The sequence below is a fragment of the Deltaproteobacteria bacterium genome, from assembly GCA_021737785.1.
Lineage (GTDB): Bacteria > Desulfobacterota > DSM-4660 > Desulfatiglandales > Desulfatiglandaceae > AUK324.
The window spans coordinates 1-26,061 of the sequence record JAIPDI010000052.1; the positions used below are offsets into that span (position 1 = coordinate 1).

At 53.1% G+C, this 26,061-nt stretch carries 24 protein-coding genes; 15 read left to right on the plus strand and 9 right to left on the minus strand.

What is annotated here, in order from left to right; translation table 11 throughout:
• The coding region (locus K9N21_19860; protein ID MCF8146170.1) for a hypothetical protein at positions 1-713 on the plus strand (713 nt) is incomplete at its 5' end.
• Between the two features lie 140 nt (positions 714-853).
• Here K9N21_19860 and K9N21_19865 read toward each other — a convergent pair.
• Both K9N21_19865 and K9N21_19870 read right to left on the minus strand, forming a co-directional pair.
• Complete coding sequence (locus K9N21_19865) at positions 854-1,240, minus strand: type II toxin-antitoxin system VapC family toxin (GenBank protein MCF8146171.1); 387 nt, start codon at positions 1,238-1,240, stop codon at positions 854-856.
• The gene (locus K9N21_19870; GenBank protein ID MCF8146172.1) at positions 1,237-1,485 is read right to left on the minus strand and encodes a type II toxin-antitoxin system prevent-host-death family antitoxin; all 249 of its coding nucleotides are present in this window, start codon (positions 1,483-1,485) and stop codon (positions 1,237-1,239) included. The genes K9N21_19865 and K9N21_19870 overlap by 4 nt, the downstream gene beginning before the upstream one ends.
• A gap of 1,094 nt (positions 1,486-2,579) precedes the next feature.
• Between K9N21_19870 and K9N21_19875 the strand changes: the two genes are divergently transcribed.
• The 8 genes from K9N21_19875 (at position 2,580) to K9N21_19910 (ending at position 7,101) form a co-directional block, all read left to right on the plus strand.
• A complete protein-coding gene (locus K9N21_19875; GenBank protein MCF8146173.1) occupies positions 2,580-2,831 on the plus strand; it encodes a type II toxin-antitoxin system RelE/ParE family toxin in 252 nt (83 codons plus the stop codon).
• Positions 2,832-2,891: 60 nt separating this feature from the next.
• Positions 2,892-3,179, plus strand: a complete 288-nt coding sequence (locus K9N21_19880; GenBank protein MCF8146174.1) for a HigA family addiction module antidote protein — start codon at positions 2,892-2,894, stop codon at positions 3,177-3,179.
• 275 nt (positions 3,180-3,454) lie between these two features.
• Complete coding sequence (locus K9N21_19885) at positions 3,455-4,294, plus strand: class I SAM-dependent methyltransferase (protein ID MCF8146175.1); 840 nt, start codon at positions 3,455-3,457, stop codon at positions 4,292-4,294.
• A gap of 341 nt (positions 4,295-4,635) precedes the next feature.
• Entirely contained in the window at positions 4,636-5,166 is a 531-nt protein-coding gene (locus tag K9N21_19890; protein MCF8146176.1) for a DUF6125 family protein, read from the plus strand.
• 88 nt (positions 5,167-5,254) lie between these two features.
• Complete coding sequence (locus K9N21_19895; GenBank protein MCF8146177.1) at positions 5,255-5,419, plus strand: hypothetical protein; 165 nt, start codon at positions 5,255-5,257, stop codon at positions 5,417-5,419.
• 83 nt (positions 5,420-5,502) lie between these two features.
• The gene (locus K9N21_19900; protein MCF8146178.1) at positions 5,503-6,129 is read left to right on the plus strand and encodes a cation transporter; all 627 of its coding nucleotides are present in this window, start codon (positions 5,503-5,505) and stop codon (positions 6,127-6,129) included.
• Positions 6,130-6,497: 368 nt separating this feature from the next.
• Positions 6,498-6,647: a hypothetical protein gene (locus K9N21_19905; protein MCF8146179.1), complete on the plus strand. Its 150-nt coding sequence runs from the start codon at positions 6,498-6,500 to the stop codon at positions 6,645-6,647.
• Positions 6,648-6,915: 268 nt separating this feature from the next.
• A complete protein-coding gene (locus K9N21_19910) occupies positions 6,916-7,101 on the plus strand; it encodes a ferredoxin (GenBank protein MCF8146180.1) in 186 nt (61 codons plus the stop codon).
• Between the two features lie 80 nt (positions 7,102-7,181).
• On the opposite strand, the gene K9N21_19915 is transcribed toward K9N21_19910, so the two are convergent.
• From K9N21_19915 to K9N21_19940, 6 genes are all read right to left on the minus strand, one after another.
• Positions 7,182-8,747, minus strand: a complete 1,566-nt coding sequence (locus K9N21_19915) for a carboxyl transferase (protein ID MCF8146181.1) — start codon at positions 8,745-8,747, stop codon at positions 7,182-7,184.
• Between the two features lie 269 nt (positions 8,748-9,016).
• On the minus strand, positions 9,017-10,564 hold the full coding sequence (locus K9N21_19920) for a carboxyl transferase (GenBank protein MCF8146182.1): 1,548 nt from the start codon (positions 10,562-10,564) through the stop codon (positions 9,017-9,019).
• A gap of 277 nt (positions 10,565-10,841) precedes the next feature.
• The gene (locus tag K9N21_19925; GenBank protein MCF8146183.1) at positions 10,842-12,785 is read right to left on the minus strand and encodes a TRAP transporter fused permease subunit; all 1,944 of its coding nucleotides are present in this window, start codon (positions 12,783-12,785) and stop codon (positions 10,842-10,844) included.
• Positions 12,786-13,042: 257 nt separating this feature from the next.
• The gene (locus K9N21_19930; protein MCF8146184.1) at positions 13,043-14,107 is read right to left on the minus strand and encodes a TAXI family TRAP transporter solute-binding subunit; all 1,065 of its coding nucleotides are present in this window, start codon (positions 14,105-14,107) and stop codon (positions 13,043-13,045) included.
• 223 nt (positions 14,108-14,330) lie between these two features.
• Complete coding sequence (locus tag K9N21_19935; protein ID MCF8146185.1) at positions 14,331-15,701, minus strand: phenylacetate--CoA ligase family protein; 1,371 nt, start codon at positions 15,699-15,701, stop codon at positions 14,331-14,333.
• 1 nt (position 15,702) lies between these two features.
• Entirely contained in the window at positions 15,703-16,440 is a 738-nt protein-coding gene (locus K9N21_19940; GenBank protein ID MCF8146186.1) for a GntR family transcriptional regulator, read from the minus strand.
• Between the two features lie 446 nt (positions 16,441-16,886).
• Between K9N21_19940 and K9N21_19945 the strand changes: the two genes are divergently transcribed.
• Positions 16,887-17,825, plus strand: coding sequence for a MoxR family ATPase (locus K9N21_19945; GenBank protein MCF8146187.1), 939 nt, complete (start codon positions 16,887-16,889; stop codon positions 17,823-17,825).
• A gap of 20 nt (positions 17,826-17,845) precedes the next feature.
• Positions 17,846-19,192 carry a VWA domain-containing protein gene (locus K9N21_19950; GenBank protein MCF8146188.1) on the plus strand — a complete coding sequence of 449 codons (1,347 nt, stop codon included), beginning with the start codon at positions 17,846-17,848 and terminating at the stop codon, positions 19,190-19,192.
• Positions 19,193-20,007: 815 nt separating this feature from the next.
• Here K9N21_19950 and K9N21_19955 read toward each other — a convergent pair.
• Positions 20,008-20,190 carry a hypothetical protein gene (locus tag K9N21_19955; GenBank protein ID MCF8146189.1) on the minus strand — a complete coding sequence of 61 codons (183 nt, stop codon included), beginning with the start codon at positions 20,188-20,190 and terminating at the stop codon, positions 20,008-20,010.
• Positions 20,191-20,743: 553 nt separating this feature from the next.
• On the opposite strand from K9N21_19955, the gene K9N21_19960 reads away from it, so the two are divergent.
• From K9N21_19960 to K9N21_19975, 4 genes are all read left to right on the plus strand, one after another.
• Complete coding sequence (locus K9N21_19960) at positions 20,744-23,089, plus strand: hypothetical protein (protein ID MCF8146190.1); 2,346 nt, start codon at positions 20,744-20,746, stop codon at positions 23,087-23,089.
• A gap of 723 nt (positions 23,090-23,812) precedes the next feature.
• Positions 23,813-24,637 carry a hypothetical protein gene (locus K9N21_19965; protein ID MCF8146191.1) on the plus strand — a complete coding sequence of 275 codons (825 nt, stop codon included), beginning with the start codon at positions 23,813-23,815 and terminating at the stop codon, positions 24,635-24,637.
• 290 nt (positions 24,638-24,927) lie between these two features.
• Positions 24,928-25,698 (plus strand): DUF1566 domain-containing protein, encoded by a 771-nt coding sequence (locus K9N21_19970; protein ID MCF8146192.1) that lies wholly within the window; start codon positions 24,928-24,930, stop codon positions 25,696-25,698.
• A gap of 80 nt (positions 25,699-25,778) precedes the next feature.
• Positions 25,779-26,048: a hypothetical protein gene (locus K9N21_19975; protein MCF8146193.1), complete on the plus strand. Its 270-nt coding sequence runs from the start codon at positions 25,779-25,781 to the stop codon at positions 26,046-26,048.
• The last annotated feature ends 13 nt before the right edge of the window (positions 26,049-26,061 follow it).

Sequence of the window (26,061 nt, forward strand, 5' to 3'; positions counted from 1 at the left end):
ACCTCTTGGTGCGGATGCATCCTGGGAGTGAATATTCGGACGAAGAGATCAAACGACGGTTCAAGCTCTACTATGGCGATGATGAGAAAAGGGACCTGGAAGAGAAAGGGATTCCCGGGTTAAGGAGAAAGTGGGCCTCCCTATCGGAGTTCATAAAAGAGATTAAACAAGGTTTTTCAAGGTATTACAATCGTCGGCACCACCGAAAAGGCTTTTTCTGGTCAGAACGCTTCAAAAGCGTGATCGTGGATAATGGCGACACCCTGATCAACTGCCTGGCCTATATCGATCTCAATCCCATCCGGGCCGGTATCGCAAAAAGGCCTGAGGCGTATCGCTGGTGTTCTCTGGGGTATCATGCCCAGACCCAGAACCGGGACCGGTTTCTTTCAACTGATTTTGGGCTGAGAGAATTTGCGCACACAAATGCCAGGGCACGACTGGCCTTCTACAGGCGGTTTGTCTATGAAAAAGGCGGGTTGATACCGGACGTGAAAGATCGCTCGAAAGGCTTGGAACTAAGCAACGTGGATCGGTTCCGATTTCGGACCCGGTACTTTACAGACAGCGGGATCATTGGTACCAAGGAGTTCGTCTCGCGGGTCTATCAGGGGTTCAAGGGCCATTTTTCATCCAAACACGAAAAACGCCCGCGACTGATTCAGGGGTTGGACGGCGTCTATTCCCTGAAACGCCTGTCAGAAGCCACATAGGTGGGGGCCTGCCGTCAACTCTTGAATGATGATGTGATAAAGAGAAAACGTGTCACCACCTCTCAGAAGCGAATATGCAGAGGCGTGGTACCATGTGATGAACCGGGGCAGGCACCGGCGAACGATCTCCCGCGATAATGTTAGACGGTCAGCACGGATTCTTTGTATTGGGAAACGGATGCGTCAACTGTGAGGAGAATCATCCCCTCTGTTCGGGCCTGGGCGAGCAACAGGCGATCAAACGGGTCTTTGTGCATCGGCGGGAGTGATTCGACGGCAAGGACATGCTCTGCGCCAACAGGCAACTCGGAGTAACCATGCGCGATCAGCATGTCCCTCAGGCGTCGTGGATTCACCTTGAAGTCGTCGCGCCCCAGCCCACGCTTGATAACGATCTCCCATATGCTGGCCACGCTGAAAAACAAGATATTTTCAGGCGTTGTCAGGAGCGTTCGGGCTGATTCCGAGAGCCTTTCCGGTTGGCCTGCAGCCCACAGGACGATATGGGTATCCAAGAGCAGTTTCACGATGGCTTACCTTCAAACAGATCGGTGATTTCCTTTGCCCCAAGAGAATCAAAATCATCCGGAACCGCAATCTCACCCGACATAAAGCCCAGCTTTTTAGTTGTATCCGGTTCCTCACCGGACAGCGGTAACACCTTGACCATCGGCTTCCCGGCCTTGGCAATGATAAAAACATTTCCCTTGGCAGCCTCGTCCACCAGCCGCGATAGATGTGTTTTTGCCTCGTGGATATTGACGGTCTGCATAAGATGCCTCCAAATATGGGTTCAATGAACTTAGTTTATTCATCTCACCATCGATCGTCAAGATATTTTCCTGACGTAGCATGGCGATAAATAGCGTGCTACTTACGTCATGGCTTGCCATAGGGAGACGGTCATGAAAAAATGCATCCATGAGATTGGGGGTATGAGAGCGGGGCGCTGGAAAGAAAGTAAGTTTCTGGAACGAATGGATAAGGTTGATCATGGCTCACGTGTGGTTGCGGTATTTTCTTCGTCAATTACCCACTGCCGACAGATAGGGGGCCAAATCGGCGGACATGGATGAGGCCGTGGGAATATCACGCCGGGAGGAGGCAGACCGGGCGCCGGGGACGCTTCATCTCGAGACGGTGCGAGGGATTGCGTGGGATAAGGAGTGGGTGGATATGAGGGGTACCCATCAAAAGGTCACTTGTCAGAGGAAGACTTCTCGCAGGGGACCTACAGGACGTTGTTGACTAACATGACAAACTTCTTTCTGTGTGGCAGCGGAACGCTGTTTAGAAAGTAAGATTCTCTCTGTTCAGTCTGAATGCACGCTACTGGGGATACATTTCAAATGAAAAGGAGTTTTGCCAACCCTGGCGACTTCATCGATAAAGCCCAAACCTTGCGTCATTGGTTGGGTCCGGGCTGGAAGCCACCCTGTGATAGCGGCAAGTGAGACAGATCTCCCCGGATTCCGCCTGAGGCGGATAAAAAGGACGTGAATCACGCCATGGCGTGACTACACAAACCCGCTTGAAAGCTGGCCTCACAGCTTTGCACTCGGGCTCCCATGCCACAGGCGGCTAAACCTGCCGAAGGCAGCCAACCCCGCCAGAGGCGGGTAAACTTCAGACGGTGCCTCGCGGCCCCCCGCTATAGGGCAGACGGGACGGGGGCGCACACCTCTCAGTCCAGCAGACGTCTTAAAAACCGCGGGCGCTGCTGACATCGGCGTTATATTTTACCGTAATTTAAAGTAGATCAAAATCACATCCCTTTTTGCATCGAGATTTAGTCTTCCCTGAAATACCCATTGACTGGTATACCGGCTTCCGGTATAATTGGGTTAAATCCTCCTAAGACAAAAAATGGCTATTCAGAATTTCAAAACCAAAGGAACCGAAGATATCAATTATGGCAGCGTCACAAAGGAAGCTCTGCGAACGCTTCCGAGGGAGATGCACCGGAGAGCTCAAATAAAACTCGCTCGTTTGGGGGCTGTCACCTCAATGAAAGATTTGCAAGAAATACGAGGGAATCGTTTTGAAAAACTGAAAGGAGAAAGGCACGGTCAATATAGCCTACGAATCAATGATCAATATCGTATTTGTTTCAAATGAGAAAAGGAAAATGCGGTAGATGTCGAGATTGTAGACTACCATTAAAAGGGAGATAAAGAAATGAATCAAATACATTATACTCCGGTGCATCCCGGTGAAGTGCTGAGAGATGAACTTGACGAGATAGGTCTTTCTCAATCAGCACTCGCAAAACATATCGGGGTGTTACCAAAAACAATCAATGAAATATGTCGTGGTAAGAGAGGCATAAGTGCGCAAATGGCAATGAAGCTTTCGAAGGCTTTAGGAGGCGGACCTCGTTTTTGGTTAAATTTACAAACTAATTGGGAGATCAGTCAGATTGATGAAATGGCTTACGAAGATATTGAGCACGTTGCCGCATCATAGCAAACAGCATGATATGTGATATGGGCACGCTGTGGTGGCTGGTGGCTGGGGTCGGGCCAAATCAATTGGCTTGGCAGGACTTCCGGGACAATCCATAAGAAACTAAATAACCGGACAGATATTCAATGACCGGATCATATCTCGGGCATGTCGAGAACAGTACGATTAGACGCACCCGGCCTATTGCACCACATCATGATCCGGGGGAGAGCGTCACAGGGTTTTCGGAGATATCCAGGCCCGGGATGAGTTAAATATTAGTGATGAAAGAGACGATGTTTGAAGAGTTGGCGAAAATCAACGAACGCCCTGATCCTTTTGAATATTACTCGGCAGGTGATCTGTGGACAGACGCGCATACGTCAGGGCAGATGCTTTCGTTTCACCTCAATGAGACTATCGATGTTTCATCGCGGAAAACGGAGTTCATCCATCGATCGGTGGAATGGATCGCGTCCCGATTCAATATCGACAGGGACTGCACTGTTGTGGATTTTGGCTGCGGTCCGGGATTGTACACGACGCGCTTGGCAAAGCACAGAGCGCGAGTGACGGGCATCGATTTCTCGGAAAGGTCCATCGCGTACGCAAAGGAAGTCGCCGCCCGCGAGCAGTTGAACATCAACTACGTGAAACAGAATTACCTTGACTTCGAGACGGAAGATCGGTTCAACCTTGTGCTGATGATCATGTGCGACTTCTGCGCCCTCAGCCCGACACAAAGAGAAGGAATTCTGAACAAATTTCACAGGATTCTGGAGCCGGGCGGCTCAGTGCTTCTTGATGTCTATTCCCTGGCGGCGTTCGAGCAAAAGGACGAGATAGCCAAGTACGAAGAAAACCTGCTGAATGGATTCTGGTCGCCGGACAAGTACTATGGCTTTCTAAATACCTTCAAATATTATGAAGAGAAGGTTACTCTTGACAAGTACACGATTGTCGAGGCGGAGCGCACTAGGACGGTATACAACTGGCTCCAATATTTTGCCGTGGAGGACTTGGAGAGGGAGTTGGTTCGGGCTGGATTTTCCATTGAGGGGATTTATTCGGACGTCGCGGGGACTCCGTATGATAAGAATTCGACCGAATTTGCAGTCATTGCCAAAAGGGCGTAGGCCGGCACAAGAAAATGTCATTCATTCGGACGGGAATTCCTGCCAAAAGCAATTCCGCGATTAGACCGAAACAAGGGGGAAAAGGCCAAGTCTGCTGTTGGTTCGTGCTCGACTGTCAAAACAAGGAGAAGGCATGTCACGACCCTCAGAATCGAACATGCAGATGCATGGCATCATGCAGCGAACCGCGGCAGGCGGTTAGGGGCCCTGGGCATGGCCCATGAAATGGGGCCGGTGTTTACAGTCTCCTCGATCGCCCGACAGGGTAAATGCAATGTCAAATTCTGTTTTGACATGGGATGTTGTCGAGGGCTGAACGCCTCGCCCGCAAAGGGGGTAACATGAGCGGATTGGATGGACTCGAAAAATCGGATATCAGGGATTTGTTGGGAAAAGGGTGGCTTACACACGATGCCATGTGGTTTTACCACACCTGCCGACAGTTCGGTATCGAGAAGGCGAATGAAATAAACAAGGCGGCAATCCAGGCCATGGCACCCATAGAGATGGAACGGGCCAAACGACTACTGGGAATAGACGGTAAAGGCCTTGCAACATTCGACAGTCTCAAGGATTTTATGTTCAGGACCCTGGAGTTAATTCTGCCGACGTCCGTATTTGAAAAGAGCCGCTTTATCTCTCCAGCAAGGGGCCTCATACATTGGCGATGGGAAAACCGGCAATGCTTTGCCTACAAGGGGATGAAACAAATCGGGATGATCGACGGATACAGTTGCGGGGTCATGTTTCGAATCGGATGCTGGCTGGACGCCCTGGGTATAACATATGCGATGCGCCCTGAAATCGAGGGGTGCCTTATGCGTGATAAGGGGGCATGTGAGGGAGATATCCAAATCTTTGCCCTGCCTTAAGAGACAAAAAGACAAGCGGGCCGAATCTTAATTGAAACGTTCGGCGCACTACTTCGGATGGCGTCGGGCCATATGACTGGAGCGACAGATGAAGGTGATCAATCTCAAGGAGGCCGGAGCTGCAATACCCGATCTCTACCCGTATGAGACCGTTGCCAGAGTAAACGATCATACGTTCACTCTGGTGCGAGTGAAAAAAGGTGGCACTCTCAGCCCTGAAAGTGCCGGTGGATCATATAAAGAAGATTCATAACCATCTCTTCCAGCGCGAGGCAAAACGCCGCGCTCTGTGAAGCCGGGCATTAGGTGCCTTTCACCCATTACCAGGAGGTCGCATTGTCGGATTGTGGCTGTGAAATGGAGGCGCGAAACGAGCAGGAGCGAAAAACGCTCGTGATCGTGCTTGGGATTAATGCGTTCATGTTCGTATTTGAACTAGCCGTGGGCCTGGTTGCGCAATCCACGGGGCTTATTGCCGATTCCCTAGACATGTTCGCCGATGCTTCCGTATATGCAATCAGTCTATACGCGGTTGGGAAAAGCAGCTCTCTAAAAGCCTCGTCTGCAAAATTAAGCGGTTATACCCAGATACTTCTCGCGCTGTTGGTTCTGGCTGACGTTCTCAGACGATTCATCCTTGGCAGTGAGCCGGTAGGCGGCCTTATGATGGGCGTCGGTATGATTGCATTGTTTGCCAATATCGCCTGTCTTCGTCTTCTATCGAAACATCGTGACGGGGGCGTGCACATGCGGGCGTCACTCATATTTTCGACAAACGATGTCATTGCCAATGTCGGCATTATCGTGTCGGGCGTTCTGGTTTGGGCGTTGAGCAGTCGCTATCCTGATCTGGTTATCGGTCTTGCCATAGCAATTGTTGTGCTGCGCGGCGGTTTTCATATTCTGAGAGAAGCTGCGGAACAGACCCCCCCTGATACCTGTGACTCAGCCAAGAAAGCCTGACAATCCATAAAGGGGTCTGCCATTGGGACGGAGAATGATCCCGGGTCACCGGATTCAATATCAGCTGTGACACATCCGCAGGCCAGATCATTATGCATGGCCCATATTTATCTGATCCCAAGACGGGATGGTGAAACCCCGAATCCGAGAGGCGGTGCACGCGGGGTGATCCCTGACAAAAATGGCTACCGATAGGGGGAAGGGGGTATATGGCGTCTTTCACCGCTCCGGCCGTCACAGCGGAAGGGCCATTCCGAAAGCAGAGAAGTGTTCCGTTATGTCAGGACTTTCCCGCAGTTCTTATGGCTATATGTTATCGTAGTACAAAATAGCCTTGGCCATTTTATAGTTGAGGATAAAGTGGACACATGCGAACCATTACACCTTATGTGCTCCAGACGCGGAACCTGCCCCGGGCCGTGTTGAAGCCCCCGAAGGTCTACTTCTTCGATAACGGCGATGTCCTGGGGGATGAAGGCGCCCTGATCGCTGCGGAACGGGCGGCAATAAGCCTATGAAAATCAAGTTCATGAAGGGTATTGTGACAGAATCCATGATGGGGCCAAATACCCTTCCTCTTGTCCCCAAATACATTCCTTAACCCATATCCCCCCGGTTTGAACAAATGATAAGCAGGAAACAGGGATGGCAATGTTGTGACAGCCATCGATGCATGGTCCTGGTGAAATCAAATGGCACGAAGGCCGAAATATTGTGCCAGCGTTCAGGGGATCGAGAGGTGATAGGCAATAGGTGAATCTACTGTAATTAAGGGGGAAAACAGGAATGAAAGTAAATGTCGATGCAGATGTCTGCGTGGGATCGGGAGAGTGTGAATCCACATGTCCAAAACTTTTTAAAGTAGTGGACGGTATCTCAAAGGTGCAGGTGGATACCGTGCCCGAAGAAGAAGAGGACTGCGCCAAGAAAGCCGTGAATGGGTGCCCGGTGGGTGCCATCTCCATCATTTGACATGGGCTGACGTCAAAACACGGGATTTGGCTTACGGTTCTAATTTGGGAGCGCGATAGACCGCGAGTGCATTTATCTGATCAGCACCGCATCCCCCTCTTCTTGGGGCCGAGGTGGGTTCGTTCCACTTCGTAGGCCATTTCCACCCATTCGCAGAGGAGGGACCGGGTCTCTCTCGGGTCGATGACGTCCTCGATGCCGAAGGCCTCTGCCGTGCGGAAGGGGGATGAGATGGCCCGGTAGGTCTCCTGGAGTTTTTTGAGGCAGGCATCCGGGTCGTCCGATGATTCGATCTCCCGCCGGTGGGCCGCGTACACGCCCCCCTCCACAGGGATATTTCCCCACACGGCAGACGGCCAGGCATAGCGCCAGCTCAGGCGGATACCGCTCTTCTGGGCCCCCCCGGCCACGCCGAAACACTTGCGGATATATACCACGGCCATGGGGACGGTGGCCTGGATCATGGCAAAACTGGCCCGCACCCCCTTCCGGATGGTCCCCTGTTCCTCGCTCCGTTTCCCGACGGTGAATCCGGGCTGGTCCGGGAGATTGACAATGGGGAGATGAAAGGTGTCGCACATGTCGATGAACCGCTGGAATTTTTCCGCCACATCGTAATTGAAGGACCCGCCCCAGAAGTTGGGGTCGTTGGCCAGGACCCCCACGGGATAGCCGTTGAGCCGGGCCAGGGCCGTGATCTGGGACCGGCCCTGGTATCTGCCGATCTCAAAGATGGAGCCCCTGTCGAGGATACGCCTCAGGATCTTGCGCATGTCATAGGGCTTGCGATGATCCCTGGGAATCATGGAGACGAGGTCCTCTTCCCGGCGGCCCGGATCATCCGCCACCGAGTGTTGTCGCACCGGCATTTCCCAGACATTGGACGGGAGATAGGAGAGGAATCGTTTCACCTGATTCAGGGCGTCGGCCTCGTCCTTTGCGTCGTTGTCCACCACGCCCGTGGAGCGCGTGTGAAGCCGGTAGCCCCCCAGCTCCTCCTTGGTCATTTCCTCCCCGAAGGCCGATTTCACCAGGGGCGGCCCTCCCACAAACACGTGGGCCTTTTCCCTCACCATGACGGAGAAATGACTCTGGACCATATACAATGCCCCCAGGCCGGCCACGGAACCGAAGCCTGCGGAGACCACCGGGATCTCGGACATGACCTCCACCCGGTCCTGGGCGCACTCATCCCCGGAGCTGGGGAGTTCGGTGTAGCCGATTTCCAGGATCTCACGGATGGAGCCGCCCGCCCCCTCGATGAGCCGCACCATGGGGAGCCTGAGGGACCGGGCCATCTTGACGAAGTAGGCCCCCTTGCTCTTGTACATTCGTCCGACCGATGCGCCCTTGATGGTAAAATCATCCCCATGAATGGCGGTCCGTCTCTGGTCGATCCTTGCGATCCCCATGACAAAGGGACAGGGGATCAGGTCCTTCAGGCGTGTTTGATCTTGTTCATCATAGGTGGGAACACCGGCCAGGACCCCCCGCTCGCGAAAGGTCCCGGGGTCGCACAGTGCATCGATCCGTTCCCGGACCGTCATTTTGCCGTGCTCGTGCTGCTTTTGAACATTCTTTGCGCCGCCCAATCCATAGGCGATCTCTTTTCGTCTTTCGAGTTCTTCTATTTCCTGCCGCCACATGGGAGGTCTCCCCTTTACTGTAAAAATACCGTCTAAGCCCTCCGGATATAACCCCGACACGGTTTAAAACGCGGAGCGCGGAGCCCGGACCGCGGAGGTCAGGGCCCGTGAGGACATGATCCTGCGTCAGACACAAGTCAGTCAGAGGCAGGAAAAGCCACGCTCATCCGAATCAACCATCCAGTATCCAGCATCCAGTATCCAGCATCCAGTATCCAGTATCCAGTATCAAGTATCCAGTATCCAGCATCCAGCATCCAGCATCCAGGTCAAAACTTCGTAGGCCAGTTGGCCAGCCTGTGTTGGCCCATGCCCCTGTCCTTTGAATCGCGGATGATATGGAGGACATTGATGAGATATTTCCGGGTATCCCTCGGATCGATGACATCCTGAAGATAGTAGGCCCCTGCGGCCGGATAGGGGTTTGATTCGCCGATCATGGTTTCCAGGTGCCGGCGGCGGGTTTCCTCGGGGAGATTGCCATAGACCACGTCTGCGGCGATTTCCGGATCCATAAACCCGATCTCGGCCGTGGGCCATGCCACGATAAAATCAGGACCGGCCCCGGGACCGCACATGTTCATGCAGGCCTTTCCGTAGCTCTTGCGGATGATGATGCTGATCTTGGGCACGGTCACCTGGAAGAGGGCCTGCTGGGCCTGCACCACCTTGGCCCCTACCTTTTTCCGCTCCGCATCCTTTCCCACCAGGTGACCGGGGGTATCATGGAGGAATATGAGCGGGAGATTGTGGGAATCGCACAGGCATAGGAAACCCGTCAGCTTGTCCAGGCCGTTCACATCCATGGCCCCTGCCCCTTTTGCCGGGTTGTTGGCGATGATCCCCACCGCCTCTCCGTTGATGCGGGCCAGGCAGGTGATGAGCATGGGACCGAACTCGGGCTTCAGCTCCAGGCAGCTGCCCTGATCCACCAGGCATGCGATAACAGGATGCATGTCGTAGGTTTTTTTACGATCGGCGGGGACCAGGGTCAGAATAGATCCCATCAGGTCCTGTTCATTCTGAGGCGCGGGTCTTGAATGGGGGAGTTCGGCGTTGTGATCCGGGAAATAGGTCAGAACCTCCCGGATCATTTGCAAGCAGGCCTCGTCGTCTTCCACCACCCGGTCGGTCATGCCGGTGATGCGGGAATGGACCTCCCATCCCCCCATCTCTTCACCCGAGAAGGTCTGTCCCACGGCCCGGGCCAGGGCCCGGGGACCGGACACCGAGAGGGCGCTCCCCTTTACCTGGATGACGATGTCGGCCAGGGAGGCCTGGAAATCAGGGATGCCGTAGCACTCCCCCATGGCGGCAAAGATAAAGGGCTGTTCCCGGAGATGGGTATAGGCCGGGGCCAGGGTGTCCACGCCGCCGCCCGAGAGGGAGCAGAATTCCAGTGATCCCTGGCAGTCCGGCATCCGTGCGCCCCCCGACTCCCCCAGCCAGATCAGGGGGACCTTTGTCTTTTGTTTGACCTGGGTCTTGAACTGAAGGGTCTTCTTGAGGTTGGTCTCCGCATTGGTGGATGCCAAGACCGTAAAGTCATTGGCAATGACGGCCACCCGTCTTCCATGGATAGTTCCATAACCGCAGATCACGCCGTCTGCAGGCGTTTTGTCTGCCATGCCCGGGGCCGCGGAATGGGCCAGCAGCCCCATCTCCAGAAACGAGTCTTTATCCAGGAGCCTGTCGATTCGCTCCCTGGCCGTGAGCCGGCCCCGGCCGTGCTGCCGCGCCACCTTGTCAGACCCACCCATCCGGAGGGCGTGACGGCGTTTATCCTGGAGGTGTTGAACAGGGGTTTCCATGTCCATTGTCTGAAATTACCTCTAAAGCGAGCTAACGCCCACAACCCAAAATTTATCACACAGAGACCGCAAAGCGCACAAAGGATTTTTCCTTAAAAAACAAAAAAATGCTTTTCATATGTGTTCTTCGTGCCTTTGTGTGAGTGAAAAAAGACGCACGACAAATAAACACTGACGCGGATGCCCGCAACCAATCCCGCCTGCGGGCGGGACTCGCACAAAGGGATTTTCTTGTTTTTCGTGACAGAAAACCTGGCAATAAGGTACTGACAGGTTTCAGGTTTTATCCCACTTGTCCGGGAATGCCGTCTTTGGCAGCGCGGCGAATGAAGCCGGCCGCCAGCGCCACTGCGATGACCGCCAGGCCGATGCCCCTGACGCCCCACCATGGGAGACCGAGGCACAGCCCTCCCAGGAACAAAGCCGTCCTCAGCCATAAGGGTGCTATTCCGAACCAGGGGAGATACCCTTCCAGGGAATAGCTGACGCTTACGACGGAGCCGCACACCAGCACAAAGCTGGTAACAACATCCCAGGCAGAGCCGTGGAGTAGGATGGCCGGATTCAGTACAAAGAAAAACGGAATAAAATATTTCACAAAGCCGAACTGCATGGACTTGAAAGCGGTCCTCATGGGATCGGAGCCTGCCAGCCCGGCCCCTGCAAAGGCCGACAGGGCCACGGGCGGGGTGATATAGGAGGCCATGCCCCAGTACATGATGAAGAGGTGTACCGACAGGGGATACAGGCCGCTCTTGACCAGGGCCGGGGCCAGGATAAGGGCCAGGAAGACGTAGCACGCGGTAATGGTCATTCCCATTCCCAGGATGAAACTGGTAAAGGCCCCCAGGATCAGGAGGAGGGCGATGCTGCCCCCTGCCAGGGCGATGATCTCGCTGGAAAAGGAGTGGGCCACCCCTGTGAGGGAGAGGGCCCCGATAATGGAGCCGATGGCGCAGAGGAGGGCCACCAGCTCTGTCAGGACCTTTCCCACCGATTCGATGAAGTCAACGAGCTTCTTCCAGGTGAGCCGGGTTTCCCTGCGCAGGTTGCAGGCGGCCAGGAGGATCAGGCTGGCCCAGAAAGGGGCCAGGGTTTCCCAGTGGAGATAGAGGAGCGCCCATATCAGAAAGATCATGCCGGCCAAATAGAACCAGCCCTCCGCGATACTCGCCCTGATGGAAGGGAGTTCCTCCTTGGGGAGGCCCTTGAGGTCGGCCTTGGCCGCATAGGCGTCGATCTGGAGAAAGAGTCCGCCGAAATAGAGGAGCGACGGGACAATGGCGGCGATGCAGACGGTGCTGTAGGGAACGGCCAGGAATTCGGCCATGACAAAGGCCGTGACGCCCATGATAGGGGGCATCAGGACCCCGCCCGTGGAGGCGGCCGCCTCGATGGCCCCGGCATAGTGGGGTGGATATCCGGTCCGTTTCATGGCCGGGATGGTCATGGCCCCGGTGGTCAGGACATTGGAGATGGAACTGCCGCTGATGCTGCCGAAAAAGCCGCTGGCCACAATGGACATCTTGGCCGGCCCTCCCCTGAGATGCCCCAGCATGGCGGTGGCCAGGTCCAGGAAGAACTTGCCGCCGCCGGTGGCCTGAAGGGCCACGGCAAAGACCATGTAACCGATGAGGATGTTGCCCACCACCTTCATGGGAAGACCCGTGACCCCCTCGGTGCCCATGGTAAAAAAGCCCACCAGCCGCCTCAGATCGCATCCATACCCTTCCAGGAGTCCGGGCATGTGCTGGGCATAGAGGGCATAGGTGGTGAAAAAAAGACAGATCAGGGCAAAGCTGAGTCCCCCGGCCCGGCGGGCGGCCTCCAGGACCATGACCATGAGGATGAGACCCAGGACATAGGTCTGAATGGGAGGCACGATCTCCCAGCCCTCCTGAACGATCTTGTAGGCATTCAAAAAGAGATAGAACGGACCGATGAAACTCAGGAGGGCGAAGAGGAGATCATACCAGGGGACCTTCTGATGAACGAGGCCCTTTTTTAAGGGTGCGATGAGAAAGAGGAGGGGAAGAAAGAGGGCGATCAAGAGGTAGTAATAGGCATCGCCCACCAGGACCCCCAGAAAACTGAAATGATACAGCTGATAGACGGCCACGAAGATTCCGGCGATGGAGAAGAGGATGAATATCCACCGCAACGGTCCGGTCAGTGTTCGATACCTGCCGGCAGCAGGTTTTATATCCTTTTTTCCCGAGGTCGCCATCTTCCCCTCCTCTGAGGCATGTCAGCATTTAGTACCTTATTCCCTGGTCTTCTGTCATGAAAAACAAGAAAATATGGCCATCCTTCCACTGCACGCTTAGCCTTCCGTCATTCCGGCACGATTCCAGCCGGAATCCAGAAATACGGCGGACTGGATTCCGGCTGAGGGCATGCCGGAATGACGGGACAGCACACAGCCGTTTTGGTTGCGGTTACCCGCTTTAGGTCTTTAAAGGACTTATTGACAAACAACAGGCCCTATTTGAATTTCTTCATCAGTTCCTTTTCCTGATCCAGAAGCGCGGCCTGCCGTTTTTCATGCGCCTCTGTCCAGACTCCTGCTTCCTTGAAGAATTTGACGGCGCCGGGATGGTAGGGGCTCAGGAAACGGTCGGTCTCGAGGGCCCCTTCCCGGGTCCAGAGCTTGAGGGACGGGTGCATGGGGCTGTAGATGTCATATCCGTTCCATATCCCCTTGGTCAGTTTGTATACCACCGCCTCATCCAGATCGGGGTAGCAGACCAGCCCGTAGTAATAGGAGGCCACCTGGGCGGGCTTTTCTTCCGACACTCCGGCCCCTTTGGTGGCATTATAGGGCTTCAGATAGGGGCAGAACTTGTTGAGCCTGGCCCACCCTTCGGTATCGTCTGCGGGGGCCGGCAGCCAGTGAATGCCGTGGGGCGATGCGGCCAGTTCCACTGCCTTGGAGGATGCCACGAGACAGTGGGCGGTATCGGCCGAACCGTCGATGACCGCGGTCCAGGCCGCGCCCCAGCTTGACACCGGGACCGTCTTCACATCATCCAGGCTGAGCCCGCCAAAGGCCAGATAGCCCTCATGAAGCGCCGTGCAGGCCGGGCTGGCCGGAATCATGGCCACCTTCTTCCCCTTCAGATCGGACAGGGTCTTGATCCCGGAGTTCCCGCGAACCATCATGCCGGCGATGGATCCCTCGGGACAGGCAAAGACAAGACGAAGCGGCTGGGGACCCCAGTCTTCGGAGGCAAAGTCGCCCAGGCCCATGAGGGCATAATACTGGCCTGCGCCTGTAAAGAGGGAGAGCTGCATCATGCCGTTTTTGAGGGGGAGGATCTTTGCCTTGTCCGTGCCTGCAGGGACCACCTTCACCTTGATGCCTTCATTCTTGCTGATGGCCTCCATGAGTCCCATGGAGGTGGCGTAGCCGGTGGATCCTACGGAATAGGTGGTACAGCTCAGGAGTTTGGGGGTTTCTTTTGCCAGTGAGGGGCCCGGAATTGCCACAGCAAGACCGATGGCCATACATGCGAAAATCATTGCCGCGATCAACAATCTGGTTTTCATGGTCCTTTCTCCTTCTATCCAGCTATCTAGGGTTTGGTTAATCGATTGGGTCCACAGCGCGTATGGTTTTTACACCTCCTTTCGCAAATAATCGCAACATCTCGTGGCAGGTCGGCCATGCCTTGGAAGTCGATGGATGTTGCCGTTGTCCTATTGCCTGGTTTCAGTCACCGGAAGGATTAACTCCCTGTAACATAATGAATCTTTGTGCCGCTGTGCGGCGTCATTGTTCATACCGCTTCTCAAAGAGCGGGGTCTTTCGAGTTTCCCTGGGGAGTGCCCCCTCAATTACAAACTCGATGAGGGGCCTGATCTTTATTTTATCATGGAGGGCTGTGGCGATCCGCTGTTCGAGATTCGGCAGGTCCGCCCTGCTGATGCCCCGGGCGTATTCAATCTTTATGTGCATGGGCGGAACGACCCGGGGGGGCTTTTCATTCAGGACAATCCGCATCTCTCCGGTAACCTCAGGCGTAAACCCGGCAATGATGTCCTTGACCGCCACCGGATAGACATTCACCCCTTTGACGATCAGCATATCATCGGCCCGGCCGATGAGCCTGGCCCGCTTCCCTGTGAATCCGCAGGCAGGGCACTCCTTTGTAAAGATCTGCACCACGTCGCCGTAGGCATATTTGACTGCAGGGCAGGCCTCCCGTTCCAGGGAGGTGATAACCATTTCACCCATGGTGCCGTCCACATCCGAATCGACCGGTTCCTTGGTTATGGGATCCACCAGGTCGTCGTAACTGGTGCAGACGTCGGGGGCCACGGCATGGAGCCCCTGGTATTCATCGGAATCACAGGAGATGCCCATGCAGTTGCCGCAGGGGGACCAGTAGTCCCAGGCCCTGCATCCGTAGGACGATTCGAGGCGGCTCTTGATGTCCGGGATGGCGATGCCCACCTCTCCGGTGGTCAGCAACCCTTTGAGTCGGAAGGCCTCCACCGGTTTCTTGAGGACCTTGGGAGACTTCTCCACCAGGAATTCGGCCAAAGAAGGGGTGCAGGCCAGATAGGTCGGACGGGTCAATTCGATGAATTGAAGGAGGAGATCGGTCCCTGCCCTGGCGTCGATATCGATCGGGAGGGCCCCCAACCCCCTGAGACCCCAGAGGGTCATGGTGGTGGCATAGATCCCGAGGGCAAAGAAGAAGACGACCCTGTCTCCCCTGCCGACCCCTGCCAGGGAGAGCCGGTGGCCCAGATGCCGGCCGACAAAATGGATATCTTTTTCAGTAAAGGTATAACTGAAGGTGGGGGTCCCGGTGGTGCCGGAGGTGGTCCCGGTCAGGTAAAGGCTGTCCACCGGTGCGCAGAGATGAAGGCCGAACGGGTGGCCGTATTTCTGAAGGGATTCTTCTGCGCTTCTTCTCTCATCGTCCTTGACCATGAAAATAGGAAGCCGCCTCAGGTCCTCTATGGTCCGGATGTCGGCCGGTTTGGCGCCGGCCTCATCGAATTTACGTCGGTAGAATTCGGAAGACCGGTAGCAGTATTCCAGCTGCCGGGTCAGTTTTTTCTCCTGGTATTGGCGGATCTCTTCCTGTGACATGGTGTTGAGTTCAGGGGTCAGATAAAAATCTCGTTTCACATCAGGTCCTCCTTGATACCAACAGCGATTGCTGTTTGGATTTTTCCACGATATTGGCGCTGGCATCCTGGATGTGCTGAAAACAGGTCTGCCCGGCCGCTTCGAAATTCTTGTCTCTTAAAAACGCCAGGATCTGCCGGTGCTGGTTCAGCGTCTTCTCGACCATCGGCGTTGTGGCCACCACATTCTCGAAAAATGAGACCGACAGGTCCACAATGATCTTGTGCATCAGGATGACGATCGGGTTCTTGGTGAGTTCCGCCAACAGGGTGTGGAATTCAAAATTGGAGTGAAGTCTCTCGCTCCCCTCGTTTTTTCTGAAATGGGCCTCGGCCGTATCGATATTCCGGGCCAGGCGATCACAGTCTTCGGGAGTGATCTTTGAGGGGATCATTTCAGTGAGTATTTCCCTTTCCAGACATGCCCGGGCCGTGGCCAGATGGGGAAAGGTGATGTTTGTCATTCGGAGGGCGTTTCCCATCTGGCCGACCACGTTGTCCAGGTTCATTTTCTTAACATAGGCGCCCCCTCGACTCCCCTGCCTGACCTCGATCATGCCGAACTGCTCAAGGGATCGTATGGCCTCGCGGACTGTGACCCGGCTGACCCCGAAGATCTCCCCCAATTCCTTTTCAGAGGGAAGTTTGTCGTCCGCCTGCAGATCCCCCCGGAACATGGCCTCGAGAATCTGGGTCACAATACTTTCATACATCCGGTTCTGTTTGATTTTCTCGAACATCGACGTCACTCCTGTGGAAGGTGTTATGGTTGCATATGTCTATTAGACTAACATTTATATGTCAAGCATTATTTTTTGCTATTGATGGTCCCGTAAAAAGTCGAAAATGCCCCTTTTCCGGTCATTCCGTCGAAGCTTGTCCCGGGCCCCGATCCCCGCACAAGTACGGGATCTTCGACCGGGAGCCGAAAATCAGTGATATCAAGTACGTACGAAACCCATGGACCCCGTCCCGCCATTCGGCGGGATTCAACGGGGTGACGACTTTTTACGAATGCATCAAATGTGAAGCGATGTGCCTGCTGATAACAATGAAACGTGCTGATGTGGACCTCCACTATCCTTGTCCGGGATGCCGAAAAACCGGATCCCTGTTTGAAGCCTCCCTCTGAATCTGGTATACTCCGCCTCGAGAAAAGAATAATGAGGGAAGGGGGGACCTTTTCATGGAAAAGGATGCCGGCTGTGGATTTCAGGCGATTGAAGATGTTAAAAAGGGGTTTGAAGATGTCGGATATGTGTGCAGCCGGCAGATTGCCACCACCCTATATCTGGCCCATCACCTGCAGAAACCGATCCTTGTGGAGGGGCCTGCAGGGGTGGGAAAAACCGAACTGGCCAAGACCGCGGCCGTCTACCTGAAAAGGCCCCTGATCCGGCTCCAGTGCTATGAAGGGTTGGATGAATCCAAGGCCCTGTACGAGTGGAAATACGGCAAACAGTTGCTGTATACCCAGATCCTCAAGGATAAACTGGCCGACCTGCTGGAGGGGACCAAGGGTCTGGCGGATGCCGTGGACAGGGTGCATCAGTACGACGACATCTTCTTTTCCGAGCGTTTTCTGGCGCCCAGGCCCCTCCTCATGGCCCTTCAGGAAAAGGAAGGCGCTGTTCTCCTGGTGGATGAGGTGGACAGATCGGACCAGGAGTTTGAGGCCTTTTTGCTGGAGGTCCTGTCGGATTTCCAGGTCTCTGTCCCGGAGCTGGGCACGATCCGTGCGGTCTCCATGCCCTATGTTTTTTTGACCAGCAACAACACCCGGGAGATGAGCGAGGCCCTCAAGCGACGGTGTCTTCATCTCTATATCCCGTTCCCCGATTCCAGACTGGAACGGGAGATCGTACGGGTGCGTGCGCCGGGCGTGCCTGAACGGCTCAGGGCCCAGCTGGTGACCTTTGTGCAGCATCTCAGGGAACTGGACCTGAAAAAAGTCCCCTCGGTCAGCGAGACCATTGACTGGGCCAGGGTCCTGATGATCCTCAATGCCCGGGATCTGGACCCGGAGCTGATCAGAGACACCCTCAATATCCTCTTGAAATTCGAGGTGGACATTGAGATGGTTGAGGGGCGTCTGTATGAAATGGCCGAGAAGGCCGTCCGGTAGACCGATCGGGGGGAGCAGGGATGGAACATGTCCTGTGCGATCTGATGGCGGCCCTGAGGGGATCGGGGGTGAGGATATCGCCGTCCGAAACCATGGATGCCCTGCGGGCGGCCTCGCTGGTGGGCTTCGAGGAGAGAGGCGTCCTGCGCGATGCACTCTCTGTGGCGTTGGCCAAGTCCCGGACTGAAAAGGAAATCTTCACGGATTGCTTTGATCGGTTTTTTTCCCCGGACGGGTTTATGGCTCCCGGCGCCCAATCCCCTCCTGTTCCCTCGGCTGCGGCCCCCGACAGTCTCGATTCCCCCCTTTCCCGGATGCTTCTATCAGGCGACCAGGCGGGTCTCTCCATGGCCATGCGGGAGGCCGCAGAAAAGTCCGAGATAAGCGGGATCTTTTTTTTCACCCAGAAGAGCCTCTTTATACAAAGGATCCTTCAGGGCATGGGTCTGGAAGGGCTGGACCGGGATATCACCCGGCTTTCAAGGGAGGACCGGAAGGCCTCTCAGCAAAAGGGAGGGACATTAAAGACCCAAAAGGCGTTTCTCTTTGAACAGGTCAGGGATTTTGTGGAGCAGCAGTACGCCGTGTATGCGGCCTCGGCCCGGGAAGCGATCATGGATAGATATCTGCGGGACATGAAGCTTTCCAATCTGGAGGAGAGGGATTACGAGCGGATGCATCGGATCATCCAAAAAATGGTGAAAGCCCTCAATGACACCCATTCCAGACGGAAAAGAGGGGCCCGACGGGGCATCCTGGACCTAAAAAAAACCCTCAGAGAAAATATCGCCTATCAGGGGCTGATCTTTGCCCCCCGCTGGAAGGCAAAAAAGATCGACCGGCCCGACATGGTGGTGCTGTGCGATATCAGCCGCTCGGTGGAAGCGGTATCCCGGTTCACGCTCCTTTTCCTGTACAGCCTCAACGACGAGATTGCCAGGATCCGATCCTTTGTCTTCTGTTCCAATATGGCGGAGGTTTCCCATATTTTTGAGGCCTACGGGGTGGACGAGGCCCTGGTGCGGCTGCAGAAGGGGACCGGGCTGGGGGTGGGTCTCGGCCGGACCGACTACGGACAGACATTCCGGGAGTTAAAGAATCACGGTCTGGAGAGGATCGGCCGCAGGACCACCGTCCTCATCTTAGGCGATGCGCGGAACAACTACGGGGCCCCTGAAACCGGGATCCTGAGTCTCATCCACAAAAGGGCCAGGCGGGTCATCTGGCTCAACCCGGAATCCCCCCCCTTCTGGGGGACCGGAGACTCGGAGATGAAGCGATACCTCCCCTTCTGCACCCTGGCCCGGGAGTGCAGCAGCGTCAACCACCTGGAACGGGTGGTGGGATATCTGGTGAGAGATGGCTGAATAATTCTTGAACCCCCACTCCGTCCTTTCAGCATGCAGCGACGGTAAAGACACCGGGGCAATTTCAGCAAGCCTTAAAGACCCAGTGCCTCATTCGTGGGACGGGGTTCTGGCCGTGATCGCAGGGGGGGGATCACCCAGACTGATCTGACAGAGAAAATTGTTGCACCGGCGGCCCTGGATGAAGGGACGACGCTCGACCCGGAACATGCCAGGCGTCTTGAGAGACTGAAAGGGGCGTTGCTGGGCAAAGCGTATCTCGGGAATCAAATGGAGAGAATTAAATACTCACAACATAACCCGTCTCGCAACATAAGTAAGGCATATCTCAGGTTTTTAATGGTCCAAAATTTTAGAGGTTTCCAGAAGATTTCTTTCTATTTCAGGTCTCTAAAAATTAGGAATCAATTTCGGTATCCGCTTGACCTATCTGAATTGAGGTTGATCCCACGATTTATAATGTAACAAAATCCGAAAGCTTTTCTTCTGCAGTACCGCCCCTTAATGGGACGAATTGCGTCAGCAATGATTCACCTGCGTGGTTGGTCATCCATGATGGAAAACCAGGAGAAAGGAGAATAAAATGGCTGAGCAGGGTGCTCATGCGAATCCCTGGCTCATGGAACGCCGGTATTTCTACCTTGTGATCGTCCTTACCTTCGTCATCCTCTCTGCCGTCACGTTTTTCTTATGCCAGCGACATATGTGAGCAATAGGAGGCAGACCTTAGAAGAGGACAGGTCAACTGCCAGTCTCGTCTTCCCGACCTTAGATCAACATCTCAAACGGATCGTCGCTGTGATGGAGTCCTAAAGTCATCGCCGCTCCTGCTCGAGGTCGTCAGAAATAAAGATGCCCAAAATGGAAGGGTGCATCTGATCGGCCTGATAAACAGCAATCCCGCTGTAGGCATCTTGATCATATCGGATGTGATCTTGAGGGTGGTCAGGGAAAAGGACCTCGCCATCCAAATCAGCGTCCTGCTTGTTGCCACACATAAGTCTGCTGGTCTCATGAAAGCTCCGAAATTGTTCATTTTAATCAGCCTCCTGGAACACGTTTTTTTTCTTGACAGCAGCCTTCTTTTGTGATTTCGTAATTAAGAAAGTAACCACACGGAGCCTTCCTTCATTCGTTATCCAGGGATTTATCCATGGAAAAACAGATCAGAATGTGCCAGCCGTGCTCCTGGCAGGGAATGTCTACCTTGTTAGGAGCACACTCAAATTTTCGTATCATCAAGGCGGAAAACCCCGTTGTACACCATCTCTTGTTGACTTCTGTCATAATTGAACCTGCGATAGTCCCCGCGATTTTTACCTAATTAATGTTGCTTTTCTTGCAAATTGGTTAATTTCGTTAGCATAGGGATCTTTATGGCCTATTTGGCCATTAATTTCTTTTTGGACCTGCCATGCCTAAAAGAGGCTTTTCGAAATTGACTCAAGCCAATGCGTAGGAAGAGGGTGTCATGAAGCGAATCTGGACTCATCATTTCACCATCAAAAATGTGAATTCACTGAAAACTCTAAGAATAAGGGGGAACGCATAATGAAAAAAGGCATTGGTTTCCTTATTTTTGAGTGTAATGTTCTTTTTTTAACAGGAATGATCGTTTTGCTAACTGTTTCTCTTGCTTGGGGCCAAGCAAATGCAAAAACTTCAGATACCCACACTGCGATGATTGCGAAGGCCGATGTCTGGTCTTCAGGAGGACCAAATGGAGGGTATGTTACCAGTATTGCAGTTGCGCCTTCTAATACCAATATCGTCTACATTGGAACAGTCTCAGGCATGTACAAATCCACGAATGGTGGAGAGAGTTGGTTAAAGGCAGGGCTCTACGGAATAGAGATTAATGTGATCCGCGTTGATCCCACAAACCCAAATATAGTTTGTGCCGGTGTAGGGAAAATGTCTGGTTATGAAATGGGCGCTGAAGATGGATTCTATAAAAGTACTGATGGCGGGGGTGAATGGAAAAAGAAATATGTTACGTGGGTTACTGCTTTGGCCATTGATCCACGAAACCCTGATATTATTTTCTTGGGGACGAAGACTGGGGAGATATTGAAAAGCGAAGATGGAGGAGACAGTTGGATATTAAAGCATACAGAAACAGACAGTGGTATAGGGGTTGGGATCAATTCTATCGTTGTCGACCCTGAGAATTCGTCTTATATCTATGTTGGGACCGGGATTCGTGGTTATGTTTGGCAGGGACACAGAGGATTCTTAAAAAGTGCTGATGGTGGGGAAACATGGACATCACAAGCCATAAATCCCAATTGGAATAGGGAACTTGGATATAGTCTTGTAATAACTCCCGCGGGTTATTCGCCGCAAACACTTTACATTATCCAAAATTTGGGCGACCTTTACAAGAGTACGGATAAAGGGGAAACGTGGACTTCTGTCGGAATATCTGTCGACCCCGACATAATTTGCGTAAACCCGATCGACCCTGATTGGCTATATGTCGCAGACAACTACGGAGATTTTCCTCTTATCATGTATAACCCGCGTGAATCAATATGGGAAGATATCAGCGCAGGATTACCTTCAAGTAGTCTTTTTTCCAGCATCGCCATAAATCCCACTGATTCGGATATAGTGTATGTTGGCTACGACCAGGAGAGGCTTTATACGTCCGCAGACGGGGGTACCACTTGGAATGCATCTACCATCAAGAATTCTAATATTCATGACATAGCTATCAGCCCTACGTCCCCAAACACAGCCCTGGTAGCTATCGAGGGGGATCGCCACATTCAAAAGACAGTGGACCAAGGAGGTTCCTGGACTGATAACGGTCCTTACAATTCCTTAAAACTAAATACTATAGCGATAGATCGAAGCAATGCATCCAAAAGGTTTATAGGTACGATAGGGGGAAATTATGGGAAGGGGGCAGGAAAAATTTACCGCACCATTGACGGCGGTGAAACCTGGAGTAGGGTTGATTCTAGAAGTTATAGTGGAACAGTCAGAGATATATGGATTCATCCCGCCAATTCCAACATTGTGCTGGCATTGAAAGAATGGCGCGAGGATTCGTTCTATATATATTACGGGGGTGTGCGACGAAGCAAAGACGGTGGTGATAACTGGACGCAAGTAAAAAATTGGTCTTGGCCAAAGTGTCTATGTTCCGATCCCGTTAACCCAGACGTGGTCTACCTTGGTGTAGAGAGTAAAGGGTATCTATTTAGATCAGATGATGCTGGAGAAACCTGGACAAATATAAGTCTTAGTAGTGACTGGGTAAATGCGGTTTATGATGCGGTTGTTGACTCTACCTCTAATGTTTACGCAGCAACGAGCGATGGGATTTGGAAATGGAACCAGTCGTCCTGGACTCATCTTAATTGGATGCGAGGTCAAGCGGTTACTGCTGTGGCCATAGACCTCACGGAAGATAATAATATCCTATATGCAGGGACGGTAGATTCGGGAATTTATATATCTGCGAACGGAGGTAAAAACTGGTCGGCATTCAACAATGGGCTTGGGGTAATGAATATCACCAAAGTTGTCGTCAGCGAGACTAAACCCAAGGTTATTTACGCAGGGACCGCATACGATGGTGTGTGGAGCCGCTTAAGATCAGAGGTCCTGTTCATGTACGTCAATAAAGACGATGATACCTGCGATAACCACAGCCCGTGCTATACCTCCATCCAGGACGCCGTTAACAACGCTGACAGTGGGTCCAACATATTGATTGCTGGAGGGACCTACACTGAATTGATCACCCTAAACTATTCTAAATCGATGACTTTACAAGGTGGATGGGATATGTCCTTTCAAGATCAGAGTGGCACCACGATTTTGCGTAATGCACCCAAAGCACCGCAGGGGTCACTGACGTTACAGGAGTTGATCATCAAGCCTTAATAAAGCAAGCGGTGAACAGTCAAACCATGGGGAGGGACGATGAATTGACTGGATTTCTACAGAATTGATTTGTAGTGGGATAAAGCGTCAGGTGGTCAAGGACAGGGGCCACCACCTCCCCACCAGCTTTTGACATCAAAGATTTAGACGGAGGGAATTCATTTTTCCAGGCTTCTAAAAGATAGCTGATGTGAAAAGGAGGACAGATGCACGTCTTGAATGGACCGTTTACAACAATTGGTTTGGCAGACTAAAACGGATTTACCGTCCTAAACCCATAATGACGAAAACAACCTAAAGTGAATCGCCGAGGATAGCCCGGTGTGAATCCTGGACTTAAGAGGCTGTCTGATTCGCTTCTTTCCGGAGCATGACGCCCCATGGGTTTATAAAATTTTCTATGGAGAAATATCTCAAAATCTGCTCGCCACGCTCTCAAACGGAATGGGTACAACCGGTTGAGAGCAATTCCTTGATCTCTTTGCGGTAAAAGAAGTGAATCGCTTCTTCCGTCTCGTTTTCTTCCTATGCCACCATTCATACACTGTGAGGATGGTTGGCTTATCCAACAAAGCGCCCGGGTGCTCAGCCGAAGTGAATTTAAAGAAAATTTTGTAAAACCAATATACCTCGGGTTAACCATCATATTTTTATCATACGAAACTCCATCGCCGGGAAGATTTTTCGCGCATTCCACGCAACCTTAATCCAGGAGGTGAAATCATGAAGCATACAAAAAGTTCCAAGGCAAAATATCCGTTTTTACTCTTAGCATTCGCTCTAGTCTTAGCCCACGGTTATATACTGCCTGGTGGAACCCTGGTAAACGCGGCCGGACCGTACGACGGGGAGTGGTCCGGAACCACCAACCAAGGGTATGATATGGGTTTCACTGTGACGGACAGCCGGATAACGCGTTGGACCTGCACCATGGAAATTGAAGGCTCGGTCTGCACATCGACTCGAGGTGGCACGGTGGGGTTTGATCCCGGCTATCTGATTTCTGACAATAGCTTTTTCTTTACAGTGGAACCTGACCCTTTTGGTGAGGATTATGATCAGTATACAGGGACCTTTACAGCACCTGCTCAGTGTAATGGAACTTGGGAAGCCTACAGTGAGCACTGTAACGGTACTGGCACCGGCACCTGGACAGCCAGCAAGCTCGTCCCTCATTTAGCACCGGATATCAAAGCCAATGGCTCCGATACCGCCATCACAGTTTCCCACGGCTCATCTGTTTCCATCGAAGTAGCACTTGAATCGGGAGATAAATTGGGCCAGCCCGCCGATTGGTGGGTGGTTACCAATGGACCTGCTGGTTGGGATTATTATGATATCCTTGGCGGTTTTTGGTCATTCTTACCAGGGATATCAGTTACATACCAAGGATCCTTATTTAACCTTTCATCTATTGAGTTACTGGATACATCTGAATTATCTGTAGGGAGACATGTTTTCTATTTCGGTGTGGATATGAATATGAATGCTTCGATAGATTTCGATCAGGTCTTCTATGATTTCGTTGAGGTGAACGTGACACAATAGGTCTCGAAGCTGAAAGGGATGCAGCTATCCTGATTAGCGGATAAAATAGATATTTGAGCGTCCATATGCCCCACAAACCGTCGGTATGCTCCGTCCATAAACCCGTGGGGACAAGCTGGATCCGTTTAAACCGGCGCTTAGGAATCTAACTAGATCATAACATCGGTTCCTCAGCGCGCGGGCGGAAAAAGTGGGTTATGAAAAAAATTTTTGGATTCATAAATCGCTATGGTTTGCAGGGAAAATTTGAGGTTTGAATTGGGAATATTCAATCATCAATGGAGGGTATTATGCGTTACACGAATGGGATGGTGTTGGGCGTGCTGTTGTTGAGTGTTACTGCTGTGGCCTGGGCGGGGAGCCTGGATGATATAGGTGCTCCTACCAGTGCGGACAGCGCCATGTACACGCTGGAGGATGTTTATAACCGCCTGAACAGCAATACCCAGGCGACCAAACGGAGCGGCGCGTTTACCGAGCCGTCTGCAGGGCCTGACTCGACCGGGCACACCTTGGATCAGGTGTACGAGAAAGCAATTCCCACACAGGTGCCCAAGACCGGTCAGACCACCAGCTATCGCACCCATGATGATGGTGATCTTGAAAAAGGTGTTACGTGGCCCAGCCCGCGGTTTACGGATAATGAGGATGGTACGGTCACGGACAACCTCACAGGCTTGATCTGGCTCAAGAACGCAAATTGCGCTGGCGGCACGGTAAACTGGAATACGGCTGTGGATTATTGCGCTGCGTTGTACGACGGCTGCACGGGTTGTTTTGGTGGGGAAGCAGATTGCGGACTCAGCGACGGCTCGGTTGCCGGAGATTGGCGTCTCCCCAATGCCAAAGAACTGCATAGCCTGATCGATTTTGGGCAATACAATCCTGCGCTGCCTTCGGGAAATCCCTTTACGGGCGTGCAGTCGTACCACTACTGGACGAGTTCGACGTACGGGGACGATACTGACTACGCGTGGTACGTGCACCTGTACTATGGCCGCGTCTACTGCGACGTTAAGACCCGCACATACTACGTGTGGCCTGTTCGCGGAGGACAATAGAAGCTTTGATTCTTGGATTATTTGACGGGGGGTGCAAGGGGGCTCCCCCTGCCCGCGGCATTTTTTTGAGGCGAGAAGACATGGTGTTCTCTGAAAAACTGACATCCCGCTACGGTGAGCTGAAACACCTGGCGGGTGATTCCATTTTGCTGATGCAGGTGGGCGCCTTTATGCAGGTCATGGATGAAGATGCCAGGACGGTATCCAGTGTTACCGGTTTGAAACTTCAAATGGCAGGGGACGTGGATGCGCCGGTTGTCATCGGAGGCTTTCCTTTGTCAGGGATTGACGCGTATGTGGGGAAACTGGTGCGTGCATTGGTGTGCCGCTGGGCATGTACTCAGGCGTAACGTCGAACCAAAG